This window comes from Priestia sp. YIM B13491, from assembly GCF_042787605.1.
Lineage (GTDB): Bacteria > Bacillota > Bacilli > Bacillales > Bacillaceae_H > Priestia > Priestia megaterium_E.
Map to the genome: position 1 here is coordinate 108,086 of NZ_JBHZOR010000003.1, position 13,287 is coordinate 121,372.

General features: G+C 37.5%; 12 protein-coding genes. 4 read left to right on the forward strand and 8 right to left on the reverse strand.

Translation table 11 applies throughout. The annotated features are described in order from the left end of the window. Positions 1-113 precede the first annotated feature (113 nt). A complete protein-coding gene (locus ACFX4E_RS11415; protein WP_051421101.1) occupies positions 114-989 on the reverse strand; it encodes an STAS domain-containing protein in 876 nt (291 codons plus the stop codon). Positions 990-1,119: 130 nt separating this feature from the next. Here ACFX4E_RS11415 and corA point away from each other — a divergent pair, with 130 nt between their 5' ends. The 3 genes from corA (at position 1,120) to ACFX4E_RS11430 (ending at position 4,621) form a co-directional block, all read left to right on the forward strand. Then, positions 1,120-2,082: a magnesium/cobalt transporter CorA gene (gene corA / locus ACFX4E_RS11420; RefSeq protein ID WP_028409056.1), complete on the forward strand. Its 963-nt coding sequence runs from the start codon at positions 1,120-1,122 to the stop codon at positions 2,080-2,082. Positions 2,083-2,525: 443 nt separating this feature from the next. Continuing rightward, on the forward strand, positions 2,526-3,803 hold the full coding sequence (locus ACFX4E_RS11425; RefSeq protein ID WP_377238126.1) for a polyamine aminopropyltransferase: 1,278 nt from the start codon (positions 2,526-2,528) through the stop codon (positions 3,801-3,803). Between the two features lie 83 nt (positions 3,804-3,886). Next, on the forward strand, positions 3,887-4,621 hold the full coding sequence (locus tag ACFX4E_RS11430; protein WP_377238127.1) for a polysaccharide deacetylase family protein: 735 nt from the start codon (positions 3,887-3,889) through the stop codon (positions 4,619-4,621). Between the two features lie 27 nt (positions 4,622-4,648). Here the strand turns inward: ACFX4E_RS11430 and ACFX4E_RS11435 are convergent, their stop codons facing one another. The 7 genes from ACFX4E_RS11435 to ACFX4E_RS11465 all read right to left on the reverse strand — a co-directional run bounded on the left by ACFX4E_RS11435 (position 4,649) and on the right by ACFX4E_RS11465 (position 12,461). Then, entirely contained in the window at positions 4,649-5,320 is a 672-nt protein-coding gene (locus tag ACFX4E_RS11435) for a DUF421 domain-containing protein (protein ID WP_257042608.1), read from the reverse strand. A gap of 115 nt (positions 5,321-5,435) precedes the next feature. Further along, complete coding sequence (locus tag ACFX4E_RS11440; protein WP_257042607.1) at positions 5,436-6,197, reverse strand: M15 family metallopeptidase; 762 nt, start codon at positions 6,195-6,197, stop codon at positions 5,436-5,438. Between the two features lie 147 nt (positions 6,198-6,344). Beyond that, positions 6,345-7,421 (reverse strand): TolB family protein, encoded by a 1,077-nt coding sequence (locus ACFX4E_RS11445; RefSeq protein WP_377238128.1) that lies wholly within the window; start codon positions 7,419-7,421, stop codon positions 6,345-6,347. Between the two features lie 25 nt (positions 7,422-7,446). After that, complete coding sequence (locus tag ACFX4E_RS11450) at positions 7,447-8,916, reverse strand: sensor histidine kinase (RefSeq protein WP_028412872.1); 1,470 nt, start codon at positions 8,914-8,916, stop codon at positions 7,447-7,449. Continuing rightward, on the reverse strand, positions 8,913-9,605 hold the full coding sequence (locus tag ACFX4E_RS11455) for a response regulator transcription factor (protein WP_028412871.1): 693 nt from the start codon (positions 9,603-9,605) through the stop codon (positions 8,913-8,915). The genes ACFX4E_RS11450 and ACFX4E_RS11455 overlap by 4 nt, the downstream gene beginning before the upstream one ends. Before the next feature lie 130 nt (positions 9,606-9,735). Beyond that, a complete protein-coding gene (locus ACFX4E_RS11460) occupies positions 9,736-11,250 on the reverse strand; it encodes an FAD-dependent monooxygenase (protein ID WP_377238129.1) in 1,515 nt (504 codons plus the stop codon). Positions 11,251-11,285: 35 nt separating this feature from the next. Then, complete coding sequence (locus ACFX4E_RS11465) at positions 11,286-12,461, reverse strand: YhgE/Pip domain-containing protein (protein ID WP_377258979.1); 1,176 nt, start codon at positions 12,459-12,461, stop codon at positions 11,286-11,288. Positions 12,462-12,659: 198 nt separating this feature from the next. Here ACFX4E_RS11465 and ACFX4E_RS11470 point away from each other — a divergent pair, with 198 nt between their 5' ends. Then, on the forward strand, positions 12,660-13,268 hold the full coding sequence (locus ACFX4E_RS11470; protein WP_060746882.1) for a TetR/AcrR family transcriptional regulator: 609 nt from the start codon (positions 12,660-12,662) through the stop codon (positions 13,266-13,268). The last annotated feature ends 19 nt before the right edge of the window (positions 13,269-13,287 follow it).

Sequence of the window (13,287 nt, forward strand, 5' to 3'; positions counted from 1 at the left end):
AATACGACTCTTTTTATTTATTAAATTAGTAAAATCATAATACCTCTTTAACCTATATGTCAAGTATGAATTGAGATAAAAAAAACAAGAATTAAAAGTAATCCTTGTTTGCTTTATTTCCTCATACGTGAAGCCATCGCGTTAGCAAGGGTTGATTTTGTTGATATATTTTCAAAAGATAAACCTAAATGAGAAGCGGTAATCGCGATTTCAGGACGTACCCCAGAGATAGTTGATTCTACACCTATTAATTTTAATGCATCAATCAGCTGGAAAATCTGATGAGCAACCATCGTATCAACAATAACCACTCCTGAAATATCAATATAAAGGTGATTCACTTGCTGTTCAGCGCAGCGAGTTAACGTATTTTCTAAAATTCGGCGCGCTCTTGCTGTGTCGATATCCCCAACAAGCGGAAGAATTGCAATATGATCGCTTAATGGAATAACTGGCGAGCTCAGCTCATTGATCAGCTCTTTGTGTGCTTCAAGCAACCGCTTTGAATGCTGATGGTGCTCTTCTACAAATTTATAAACGGTAATATCAAACACGCGTACAATCAATTCGTTCCAGTCGTCTAGTTCTTCTTGCGTAATATCTTGCTCGTACTCTTCTACAAATTGATTTAAATACGTTAAATACTGTTTTCTAACTCGGAAAAATTCTCGAATAATATAATGAATAGGCGTTCTTACATGTTCTCCGTCTTCCGCAATCTTTAAAATCCACGTTTCAAATGAATCAAAAAATTCTTTTTCACTTTTTATAAATACATCGGCTATGTATAAATGAAATTCATTATTTTGACCTTTTAATACTGAAATGACTTCTGGATGAGTAGATGCATAAACCGATTCTGGGTCATTGTCTTCAATGCTTTCATACCATTCTTCCGTCAGTTGATCTGCATGTTTTAAAAAAAACATTCGAAGTGCTTCATTTTTATTCAAAACGATTCCCCTTTCCATACCAGCTATTACTATCATTATAATTCAACTTTTTCACCCTTACTAGTTTTATAAAAAGAGAAAAAAGAAAATTATTTTTTTAAATACGTGCAATTTATGATTTTATGCTACATTGAAAATAGCTATAAAAACACAAAGGAGTTTTCAAATGATACGAACGTTAGCTCTTACGAACGATGACAAACTTGTGAAACATATACAATTAGATCAGATTCACGATCCCTCTATTCAGTACTATTGGATTGACTTTAACTGCCCTTCTGAAGAGGAAGCGCTGCTGCTTCAATCATCTTTTCACTTTCATCCGTTAGCGATTGAAGATTGCTTTCATTTTCTGCAGCGTCCAAAACTCGATTATTATGAAGGATACAGTTTTTTTGTCCTTCATTCGTTAAATCGTCAAACGTTAGAAGCTGAAGAAGTTGACCTTTTTATCGGCGAAAATTATATCGTTACTTTTCATTTTCACCCGTCAGCTGCAATTGATAAAGTATGGGAAAAGTTGCTTCATACACCTTCGATTCAAGAAAAAGGGATAAGCTATCTTGCGTATTCTGTGATGGATAAAGTGGTAGATGAATATTTCCCCACTGTATATCAGATTGAAGATGAGCTGAATGATATAGAAAACATAGATGCAAAAAAATCCATCTCTGTTTTAATGGAAGATGTATTCAAACTTCGAAGTGATTTGCTAAAAATCAGAAGAACCATTTTGCCTATGCGCGACTTATTGTACCGTGTTATAAATTCTGAACGCCTAGATGTTCATCCTGAACAAAAAAGGTATTTTAAAGATGTCTATGACCACTTATTAAAATTAGCCGATATGATTGAATCAAATCGGGAAATGACGTCTGATATGCGCGATAATTATCTTTCTCTTAATTCAAACCGGATGAATTCAATCATGATGACACTGACTGTTATTTCATCTATCTTTATTCCCCTTACCTTTATCGTTGGCGTATACGGAATGAATTTTAAAAATATGCCTGAGCTAAAGTGGCACTATGGCTATTTCTTTGTGCTTGGCTTCATGGGACTGATAACACTTGGATTAATTCTATGGTTCAAGCGAAAAGGCTGGTTTAATACTGATGAAGAGTAGAAAGATTGAGACATAACGAAATCAATCAAATGTAAAGACGAACAAATTGGATAAGTGAGCTAGTGCAGTCAATTTCCGCGCAAGACTTCGCTTTCCGTGGGGTGCTGGTGAGCCTCCTCTTCGCTTACGCTCCTGGGGGTCTCACCTGTTCCGCTTTTCCCGCAGGAGTCTTCGCTTTGCCTCTAATTAACAGTTATTACATACGGTAAATCTACGTTCACCATCACAATGAAAAAATCCGAACGAGTTGAATTCTCTATTAAGAATCTCGATTGACTGTTCGAATCTTCCTTCAGCGAAAATACGTCTGTCCCAGCTTCTTTTCTATAGGAAGATAACTAGTTATTTCCCGAAAATATCCACAAAATAACGTGCTTACGTTTCCTTTTTTGAAAAAGTTTCATAAGATAGTGAAAATAATGCTCAAAAAGGAGGCTGAAGTAGTGGATATTAAAGGCAAACACTTACTAATGGATGCGTTCGAATGCGATGAAGTGATATTAAACGACCCCTCACTCTTAAGGAGAATTCTTGTTGAAGCTGCACTAGATGCAGAGATGGAAGTTTTGCACTGTTATTTTCACCAGTTTACGCCCCAAGGCATTACAGGCATTCTCGTATTAGCTACCTCTCACTTGTCTATTCATACGTGGCCGGAGGAAAATTACGCTTCATTAGATTTTTATACGTGCGGAGACAAAGAAATAATTGAAATTGGTTATGCGTTGCTGAAGCAATTAGCTTCAAAAAAAGCTGTTGTGTATTCGATTTCTCGCGGAATTCAACACGCCGAAACTCTAACAAAAAATCGTCAGCATGCTGAAAGCACTCGTCTTCTCAATCGTGGAGATGACTCAGATCACGTTAGTCTACAGCAGATTTTATCAGGCCAGCATGACATTTTGTTTCATCAAAAAAATCGTATTCAAGATATTCAGCTGATCAAAGCATCTGATATTCGAATGTATTTGGATGAACAGCTGCAATTTAGTTCATTGGATGAACATGCGTACCATGAAGCTCTTGTACACCCTATCTTTGCAGCTTCCTTAAATCCTCGCCGTATTCTTATTCTGGGAGGAGGAGATGGTTTAGCTTTACGAGAAGTCCTGAAATATAAAGAAGTTAAAGAAATAGAACTTGTAGAAATAGATGCTGACGTTGTAAATGCTGCCATGAATGTAGAAGAATTAAAGAAGTTAAATCAACGCTCATTTGAAGATTCTCGTGTCACCGTTCATATTCAAGATGCTGTTGACTACCTTTCTTTGAATTCAGCGTGTTATGATATTATCATTATCGATTTTCCTGATCCTACTAACAAAAAAATAAGTACTCTTTATACAAAAGAATTTTACGCACTTCTCCAACGTTCACTATCGCACAGCGGCTTGGTCGTGTGTCAGTCAAATTCTCCCAGAGACACACCTATCGTTTTTTGGAGCATTAATAAGACGATGAAAGCTTCTCAGTTTTATACGTTGAGCTACCACACCATTATTCCTTCTTTTGGAGATTGGGGTTTTCACATCGGTTCGAAAACACCTTTGTCTGCCCCTATACTCTCTACTGATGTTTCATCTACTACGCTGCCATCAGACTTTACTAAGCTAATGCGTTTTTCTCCCCATTCTCTTTCTAAAAAACAGTTTGCAGTTGTGAACACTGCTGAGCATTTGGTTCTGCATAAAATATTTAAAAAAGAAGGCTTATATTTGTAAAAAAGAAAGCTTTGCTTATACATTCCTTTTGTTTTGACATACTAAAACAGTCTCGTTACCACTGTGCAACAGAAAGGATTGTTATGAGAAAAATTTCGGTTTTTGTTATCTTATTGCTAACTGTTATTTTCCCTTCCCCCGCTTTTAGCCAAGTGAAAGTACCTATACTGATTTACCACTCTATTGATTCCTACACAGGCCACGGGGAAAAAGAACTGTATGTGACACCTGAAAATTTTGAGAAACAACTTCTTTATCTTAAAAAGCAAGGATATACGCCGCTAACATTTGAAAAATGGCAGGAACTAAAGCATGTGAAAAAACCTATATTTATTACATTTGACGATGGATATAAAAACAATCTTACTATCTTGCCTATTTTTCAAAGAACAGCCAGCCCTCAATTTCATCCAGCGGCTACAATTTTTGTGATTTCAGATTTTATTGGCCGTCCCAACCGTTTGTCGCCAGCGGATCTAAAAAAATTTGTTGATTCAGGATTTTTTTCTATTCAGTCTCATACCGCTACCCATCCGGATTTAACTAAGATGAAAAATTTATCCTATGAGCTAGCTGAATCAAAGCTGAAAATTGAAGCCATCACGAGCCAGCCCGTTATTGCTCTTGCTTATCCCTACGGAAAGGTCAATAGTCGCGTAGTGGAAGAAACAAAAAAGAATTATACATTTGGGCTTTCAACGATTCCAAAATTTTTTACTGAAAGCGGACAAAAAAATGAAAACTATCTTATTCCCCGTCTGTACGTCACGTATTCTACAACGATTGAAGATTTTGCAAAGCTATTAAAAGAAAGCTAAAACCCTTTTCTTAAAAGAAAAGGGTTTTTAGAATTTTGTTATTTCCAGTCCTCGCTCTTGCTGCCATTCAGCATAAAAAACTTCGCTGTATTCCTTTATTTTCTTGATTGCCAGCTGTTTTTTTAACCACTTTTCATCTACGTTGGCTTCTTTTAAATTGCCAGGCACTACTTTTCCATCCATGATTAAAGCAATAGGTAAATTGGTTTGAGAATAAGGGATGTTTAAATCATTTTTCGTCGGAGGGCCGAATTCGTGTTTAGGAGCGACGCTCACCTCTCCATTCGTTTCTAAAATAACGTATTCTGCTTCATACAGTGAAAAATATCCTTGCTGTCTCATTAGATGCTGAAGCTGGTTCAAATCCAAATTGTTTTTCTTAAGCTCTTTATAAAGGATTTTCCCTTTGTAAATAATCATTGAAGGCTTGCCTTCAAGAATTCCCCTAAATCCTGTAAAGGTTTGAGATAGCTTTGTCACTACGTAAATTAGAAGCCCCCAAATCAAAACGCTATAAAGAATTTCAGTTAATTCTACTCCTTTTTCAAGAGCTGCATCCCCCACAATATTTCCCAGGACAAGCGTTGTAATAAAGTCAAACGGAGTAATTTGAGCAAACTGTGTCTTACCTAAAAGCTTCAGCATAATAAATAGCGCTAAAAATCCACATATCAGTTCAATCGCAATATCTTTATACATCGATACCCTTCCTCTATAGCAAGCATGTTATAGTATCAGTTTGTATCATATGTGAGAGTGATAAACCTGACTTTTCATTTTTCTTTCCTTCGTTTTCCAGCTATAGAACTTTTGATTAAGCTTTTGTCTTACTTGCATAGGTTTCTAACGTTATATATTGATTAAAAATGGATGAGGCTGCTTTTTTTCCTACATATCTAAGGTGCCATGGTTCGTATTTATAACCGGTAACTTCTTCTTCACCTTGAGGATATCGAATAACGAATCCGTATTGATACGCATGTTTTGAAAGCCAATGAGCTTCTAGTGTATCAGCAAAGCAGTCTGCCGCAGCACATATTCCCTTTCCTCCTGTGACATCGATTGCTAGTCCCGTTTCGTGTTCACTCGTTCCTGGGTAGGCGCTATAAGTGCGTGCTTGTTCTTCACCGTCTCGTTTTGCGTAAAATGCAAAAAGCTCTTTTTGCCGCTCGTGAGATCGATAACCAGATACGCCAAGTAAGCTGATACCCTCTTTTTCAGCATCTCGAAAAAGTTCTTCAAGCGCTTGTGCCGCAGGCTTTCTAAGCATTCGTTTTTCTATTTTTTCGTTAAAGATAAACGGAACGTCGGCATAGACTAAATCGGAAGGCTGGTAAGATTCAGGAAGCTGATGCTTTTTATTAACTAAAGCCGTAACCGATTCTGGATTGGCTATTACCACTGTTTCGTCTACATTAGATTTCATTAAAGATGAAGAAGCTGATGAGCTTTCTAGTTTTTGAGCCTGTCCATTTTTTGTGAATTCTCCGGCAGGCTTTGATGAAGAATTGCTTGTGCCGCACCCTGCTATCATCAGCGCAAAAGCTAAAGAACAAATAAATAAAAAGTATTTCATGATGTCTTACTCCTTTCACATGGCTTTTGATACGCTATAAAAGCCTGTAAAGAAAGAATAAAACATAAATGTTTCTGTCTTTTATTCAGTTGTTTCAAACTTGTAAACACTCTTAAAGAAGTTTAGTATGCGTAAAAAAAAGACTGCCTAAGCAGTCTTTTTCAAAAAGATAATATACGTATGAACTTGATTTTGCGTAAAGCTCGATGCAACTAGTTTATTTCCTGATTGACTCCAGGCAAGCTGATCAGCGGCATAGTCTAAATTTACGTTTAAGTGTGTAACATCTCCTGTTAATCCATCTGCTATGAATATCCCTTTATCTCCCTCTTTTTCAGAAATAAAATTATAAGCTAATTTCGAACCGTCGGGAGACCAGCTGACACCAAAAATTTGAGTGGACAGAGCAAGCTGAAAGGCCTCTGATCCTTTTAAATCTGTGATAGACAGCGTTCTCGTTTGGGCATCTTTTTGCTGAACGAGCGCTAATTGCTTTCCATTTGGAGACGGCATAATAGAAACCACATTATCTCGGATTTTTTCAGGGTCCGTCTGTTCGTTATGAAGAAAAAAAAGCTGGTTGTTTACACCAATATAATAAATGCCACCTATCCCTTTAACTGCATCTAAGATTCGATCGTCTCTGTGCAATAGAGGTTCTGCTTTTCCTTTTACATTTGCTTTAGAAAGCTTTCCTTCCATTGTAATAAACATTACTTCTGAATTATTAAGCCACTCTCCGCTTGATGGGTAGAGAAGAACATTCTTGATTTCAACTGTTTTTTTTGTTTGAACGTTCATTATATAACCAAATGTATCTTCGCCTTTTGCAACTTTATAAAAAAGATATTTGCCATTTGGAGAAAGCTTCGCCGCATGTTGAATTTCATTGCTTGGATGCAACACAAAAGTAGACTTGTTTTTTAGATTATAAGTAGCTAAATTCTGCGCATATACCTCTTTGGGACCGAAATCGTGCGACCGAAATTGTTTATTTTCTTGACTAACAATCACTGTGTTTTCATTCAAAAATTGAAACGCTCTTACTCCGTTAATATCTTGAACGTCTTTCACTTCTATTTTTCCATCTTGATCTACGTGGTCCAATACAGTAATTTTCTTGTCTGGTTTTTCAACCGTTTCTCTATGACCTTCTCCTTGGCCGCATGATGCTAAAATAAGAAAAGTGCTTGCGATATATATCATTAATCTATACCGTTTCAATAACGGTTCACTCCTTTTAGCTAACTCAGTTCTCGTTTTTTAAAGGAAACGACACTTTAAAAGTTGTCCATGTAGAGTCAGAATGATGCAGTTTGATAACACCGTTTTGTTTTTCAGTTAAATCTTTGGCTAATGCTAAGCCAAGACCTGTTCCTCCGGATAAACGCGACCGATCTTTATTTACGGTGAAAAATGGTTGGAATAATTTCTCTTCTGCTTCGGGTGGAATTCCTATTCCGGTGTTGGCTACATCTACAATGATAGAATTCTCTAAAGTATAAGATGCTACTTCCACTTTTCCTCCCGGTTCATTATATTTAATAGCATTGTCAATTAAATTAATAAAAATGTGTATTAAGCTTTCGCGATCAGCCCAAACAACCGCTTCTTTTATATTTGTATGAAGAGTCAAATCAAATTTAGCAGCTTTTCCTTTCATACGATCGCATATGTCTTCTAGAAGCCGTTTCAATTCAACTTGCTCTGGTCGCTGCTCGAAATCATATTTCTCAAGTGCTGAAAGCTTTAAGATTTTATCCACCATTTCATGGAGGCGATTCGTTTCCTTACGAATGTTTTGCACACCGTCTTCCATAAGCTGAGGATCATCTCGATACATATCAAGTAAGTCAACATAAGCTTTGATCGATGTTAAAGGCGTCTTAAATTCGTGGCTGATGTTACCGATAAACTGCTTTTGCTGCTGTTCGAGAGACTGCAGTTTCGAAATGGCGAACTCAAGCTTTCTTTTTTCTTTATTCATTTGATCGATGTTTTTTTCAATCGACGTACTCATAAAAAACAAGCCTTGACTGAGCTCTCCGAGTTCATCGCGCCGTTTGAAGGGCACATCAGTTAAATAATGGCCTTTTCGAATCTGCTGCGAAGTTTTTTGAAGCGTAGCGATGAGAGAAGCAATGCGATAAAAATAAGCATAGCCAATTAAAAAAGCTGCTGCCGCTGCAATCGTTCCCCCCATACGAAATAAGTGCCTAATGTCAGCTATAAACTGCTGATTATTTTTTAGGGAATGGTCAAAACGAAGGACTCCAATAAATTGATTCTCGATTGACACAGGTGCAAAGTAAATAAGGGAAGAACCTGAGATTTGATAGGCTATTTTTCCTTTCAAAGCATAGCTAAGCGTATCAGAAACATCCACATCTTTTTGGCCGATGGGAATAGAGCTTCCTGCTTCCTGTCCTTTTTGATTATATAGGACTGTTTGCATTCCGCTTTGTGATGCAATTGAAGATGCAAGGCGCTGTCCTTTTTGCTGAAGAAAGGAATCTGTATTCAGAGACGGGTCACCTGTTACATAACTTTGATGAATCGTTTGCTCCGCTGCTTTGCTTTTTTGAATAAGTTCACTTTCTAGCTGATCACGCTGATTGGTCTCAATTCCTTTTAATACGAGTACGCTCAGTACGGTTACTGTTAAAATAATTAAAAAAGCAAGAACGAGTCCCATCTTAGCTTTTAGGCTGATTTTCATTCATTGATCCCTGCAGTCGCTTTATATCCAACCCCGTATACCGTTTGAAGCAAATAAGGCTCTGCTTCTCCTACTTTTTTTCGAAGGCGCTGCATGTGAATATCTACCGTACGTGTACCGCCTGCATAATCCATTCCCCAGACAAGATCTAGTAAATCTTCTCGTGTGTACACTCTCTCTAAATTGGCAAGCAATAAAGCAATAAGATCAAACTCCTTTGGTGTAAGCTTAACTAACTCATTGGCAACATGTAACGTGCGCTGAATTAAGTTTACTTTCACTTTTCCCACCGTGATTTCTCCCACAGCTTCAGGAGCTTCATTTTTTTCTATTCGCCGAACAAGTGCTTTAGCTCTAGCTACAAGTTCTCTTACATCAAATGGCTTGGTCATGTAATCATCAGCGCCTAACTCTAAACCTAGAACTTTATCGACGATATCATTTTTAACCGTTAACAAGATAATCCCCATTCCTCTTCGATTCTCAAGTTTTCGGCATACTTCATAGCCGGTTAATTTTGGCATCATCACATCTAAAATCATCACGTCAGGTCGAAAGCTTTTTACTTTTTCAAGTGCTTCTTCACCGTCAGATGCTGTGTCTACAATATATCCTTCGCGCTTGAAAGCATAAGATACCGCTGTGGCAATACTTTTTTCATCATCTACTACTAAAATCCTTTTATTCAATGTATCACGTACTTTCATTTGATATTTCTCTTCGTCTATCTTATCAAACAGCTTTAGCAAAAACATCTCCAAGTTGTTTCGAAATTGTAAACAAAAATAAAAACACCATATAAGATGGCGTTTTTTAGATCTAATATTCATTTGTAAAAGGAAGGATTTTATGCGTATTCAAATATTGATGAAGCAGATCTATACGCTGCTCGCTGCTAATAAAACCAATGTATCCATCCGGTCTGATAACGTATAGAGCATCTTTTTGAAGCCCTGCTTTCTTCAAGTAAGGGTTCCAAGAAAACTCGTGCAAGGAAAAGTCTTTTTCTTGCATGCTCTTTTTTAGCTTCTCTGCTGCTGTGCCATAGACATGTATTTGCCAGTTTAAAGACTGTAAAGATTCAAAATTCCCTTCTACATAAGGTAATCTATCACCACTTTGCACATTTGTCCCTTGCCCGCTGCTTAGGTCACTATTTCGATACTTAATGCGGATTTGAGATAAAATCGTAAATGCTTTGTGACGGGGATAAGGGAAACGAAATAAAAAGGATAGTACAGGCGGAAAGATATGCTTTCTAAAAAATTGACTCGTTTTATCTCTTGCCACCATTCGCTTAAAAGCGCGATCAGTTGTATTTACAAGCAGCTCTGCAAAAGGCAACCTTTCTTCTTCGTATGTATCTAATATGGAAAGTGCCGCTTTGCGTTGAAGGACAGCTGCTAATTTCCATGAAAGGTTGATTGCATCTCCAATTCCTGTGTTCATTCCTTGTCCGCCTGCAGGACTATGAATATGGGCTGCATCTCCACTTAGAAAAATACGCCCCTGTCGGAAACGACTTGCTACTCTGTGATGGATATGATATGTCGAGAACCAATTTATACCCTCAACCTGAGTACCAAATGTTCGTTGAATAAAAGCGTGAATGTTTTCAGCTTTTACATCGTTTTGACCCCCAAAAGCTGAAGGAATAATGCCGATCATTCGATACGTTCCTTTACTTCTAACAGGCATACAAATCAAAAATTCTTCATTGCTAAATGAAATACTGATTTTTTGATCCTTCATCACTTCACCAGAGCCGTAAACATCCATCACATAAAAATGCTGTTTATATTTTTCTCCTTTAAACTCTATATTCATTTGCTTGCGAACTGTACTGTGCGCTCCGTCACATCCACAAATATACTTAAAATAAGCGGTTTCCTCTTGCTGGGCTTTTAATAAAGTTTTTACCCCTTCTCCGTGTTCAGCTAGAGATAGTAACTCCGTCTTCCATTCTACTTCAATTCCAAGATTTTTTAATTTTTCAAGCAGAAAGCGCTCGTGGTCGTCCTGTGGAAATGTAAGAACAAAAGGAAAAGGACTTAATCCTTCTCCTAAAGACCCTAGATGAACTTTTGCTTTTATTTTATTCTTTACTCGGACGTATACATCTTCCATCTTAATCCCGCGGTCTATGACTTCATCTGCAAAACCGAACTGCTGATAAAATTCAAGCGTTCGCGGTAAAATAGCCATTGCCCGGGAGGCTTGCCCAGGCCCGTCGCTTTTATCAATAATTCGAAAAGGAATGTTATGTCTGGCTAAATTGTAGGCCATAACGAGGCCAGTAGGGCCGGCACCAACGATTAGGATTTGTGGATTCATCATCATCTCTCCTTTTCATTCAGTTACAGTATCTTTTATATGGAGCGAGACTTCTCTTTTTTCACAGAAGATGCAGGTAAAGCAGAAGCAAACAGAGCACACAAACTTATTAAAGAGATAAGAGCTAGAGCAGATACAGAACGATTCCATGTCAGATGTTCTCCAAAGAAAAATAATTCTCTTACGCCATCTACCATAAATCTCATTGGCAGCCATGGATAAATCCACTCTCTATAAAAATCAGGCATAATTTCTGGGGCCATTGAAAGCAAAGGTGCGCCAAAAAATAGAATAATAACGAAAATTGGAAGTCCCTTTAGTCCTAGCCATGAAAGTACGGCTGATATCAAGGTGAAAAAGCTGAAGTAAGCAATAGCTAAGAATAGTGCCGTATCCAAAAATGAAGGAACGCTTATTCCAACTACTTCAGCAAGCCACACTAGCCCGAAACCAGCAGCTAAAGCAAGTATAGCCCCGATGACTATGAACCCTACTTGGTTAACGAGTTTCTCTTTACGAGAAGAAAACGTGATTTTTTGGATGCTGAGGAAGACAATTGCGGCACCGGCTATACTTGCCATCCACAGCGGCTGAAATAATGAAACGGGGGCATTTCCGTTGACACTATGAGTCCCTGTTTCGTTTACGTTTATCACTGTCTTTTGAATTGGTGCAGCGAGTGCTAATGCTTGGCTTGCACTTAGTTGCGTTCCGTTTTGTTCAAATCTTTTCACTAGCTGCAAGCGCATATTTTCATTCATCTTATCGACTGTCCCGTTTAGCACCTGACTTGCTAGTGTTGAAGCAGCTGTATTCATTCCTTGATTCACTAATAATCTAATAGCAGGTGCATCAGGCTTAGCCGTCTGAAGAGTCGCCTGTTTTTTTGTGAAATCTTTTGGAATGATAAGCGCCCCGTAGTATTGTTGATTATTTAACCCTTTTTCAACTTCTTTAGTAGTTGAGACAAAGATCCATTTAACCGAAGACTGTTCGGTACTTGCCCCTTTCGTATTTTGTTCGATTTGATTCCCTATATTTACATTACCCTTTGCTGGAACTGTCATTCCTTCGTCAGCATTTACGAATGCGATTGGCAAATTCTTAGGTGCTGAGCTTGCCGAAGGAATTAAGGTTAGAATAAAGATAAAAATAACAGCGACTACTATAATTGGTGAAAAATATATAAGCTTTTGATTCCCTAATTTCATATAGATCTCTCCTTTTTGTTTTAAGGATATACACGTTAACGAAAAGATAATGTACATGATGTTGATTAGTGATCACTATGTAAATTATAATGAATTTACCTGTATTCTCAATATGCAATAATAGCGGGAATGTCGATTACTTAACACAAAGCATATAACTGTTCATTATTAAAGAAAAAAGTAGGTGTTTTAAAAGCTGTGGGGAATTCAAAAACAGATCGCAGAATTATTCGAACGAAAAGATTTATCCGAGATGCTTTGACAGAATTAATGGAAGAGAAAGGGTTTGAAGGCGTAACGGTCAGGGATTTGACGAAAAAAGCGGATATTAATCGCGGAACTTTTTATTTACACTACCAAGATAAATACGACTTGCTTGAAAAAAGCGAAAATGAAGTCATTCAAGAGATAAAAGAATTTATCAAAAAGGCAAATCCCAATGAGATTGTGTCTGCTAATTTAAAAGAACAGCCTTTGCCGTTTATTATTACACTTTTTGAATATATTCAAGAAAATGCACGTTTTATGCAGGTTATGCTTGGTCCAAAAGGCAACCCTGGCTTTCATCTTAAAATTAAAGAAGTTATGAAAACCAATATGCTGGAAAAATTAGAGCTCATTGATAATAAAACGCCTCCGCTTGTTCCACTTGAACATTTAATGTCTTACGTAACGTCAGCGCATCTTGGAGTTATTCAGCACTGGTTAGAACAAGGTATGAAGCAATCACCGCGAGAAATGGCCCTGACACTCTCTAGCATGACGTTTTTGGGTCCTGCTTATGTCGCAGGCATTAAGCGAACATAAAAGAACCTGCTATTCTCCG

Bases quoted from the DNA above. Each gene is read 5' to 3' on its own strand.
- ACFX4E_RS11460 (WP_377238129.1), bottom strand. From the start codon at position 11,250: ATGAATCCACAAATCCTAATCGTTGGTGCCGGCCCTACTGGCCTCGTT.
- ACFX4E_RS11435 (WP_257042608.1), bottom strand. From the start codon at position 5,320: ATGTATAAAGATATTGCGATTGAACTGATATGTGGATTTTTAGCGCTA.
- ACFX4E_RS11440 (WP_257042607.1), bottom strand. From the start codon at position 6,197: ATGAAATACTTTTTATTTATTTGTTCTTTAGCTTTTGCGCTGATGATA.
- corA (WP_028409056.1), top strand. From the start codon at position 1,120: ATGATACGAACGTTAGCTCTTACGAACGATGACAAACTTGTGAAACAT.
- ACFX4E_RS11450 (WP_028412872.1), bottom strand. From the start codon at position 8,916: ATGAAAATCAGCCTAAAAGCTAAGATGGGACTCGTTCTTGCTTTTTTA.
- ACFX4E_RS11415 (WP_051421101.1), bottom strand. From the start codon at position 989: ATGATAGTAATAGCTGGTATGGAAAGGGGAATCGTTTTGAATAAAAAT.
- ACFX4E_RS11430 (WP_377238127.1), top strand. From the start codon at position 3,887: ATGAGAAAAATTTCGGTTTTTGTTATCTTATTGCTAACTGTTATTTTC.
- ACFX4E_RS11465 (WP_377258979.1), bottom strand. From the start codon at position 12,461: ATGAAATTAGGGAATCAAAAGCTTATATATTTTTCACCAATTATAGTA.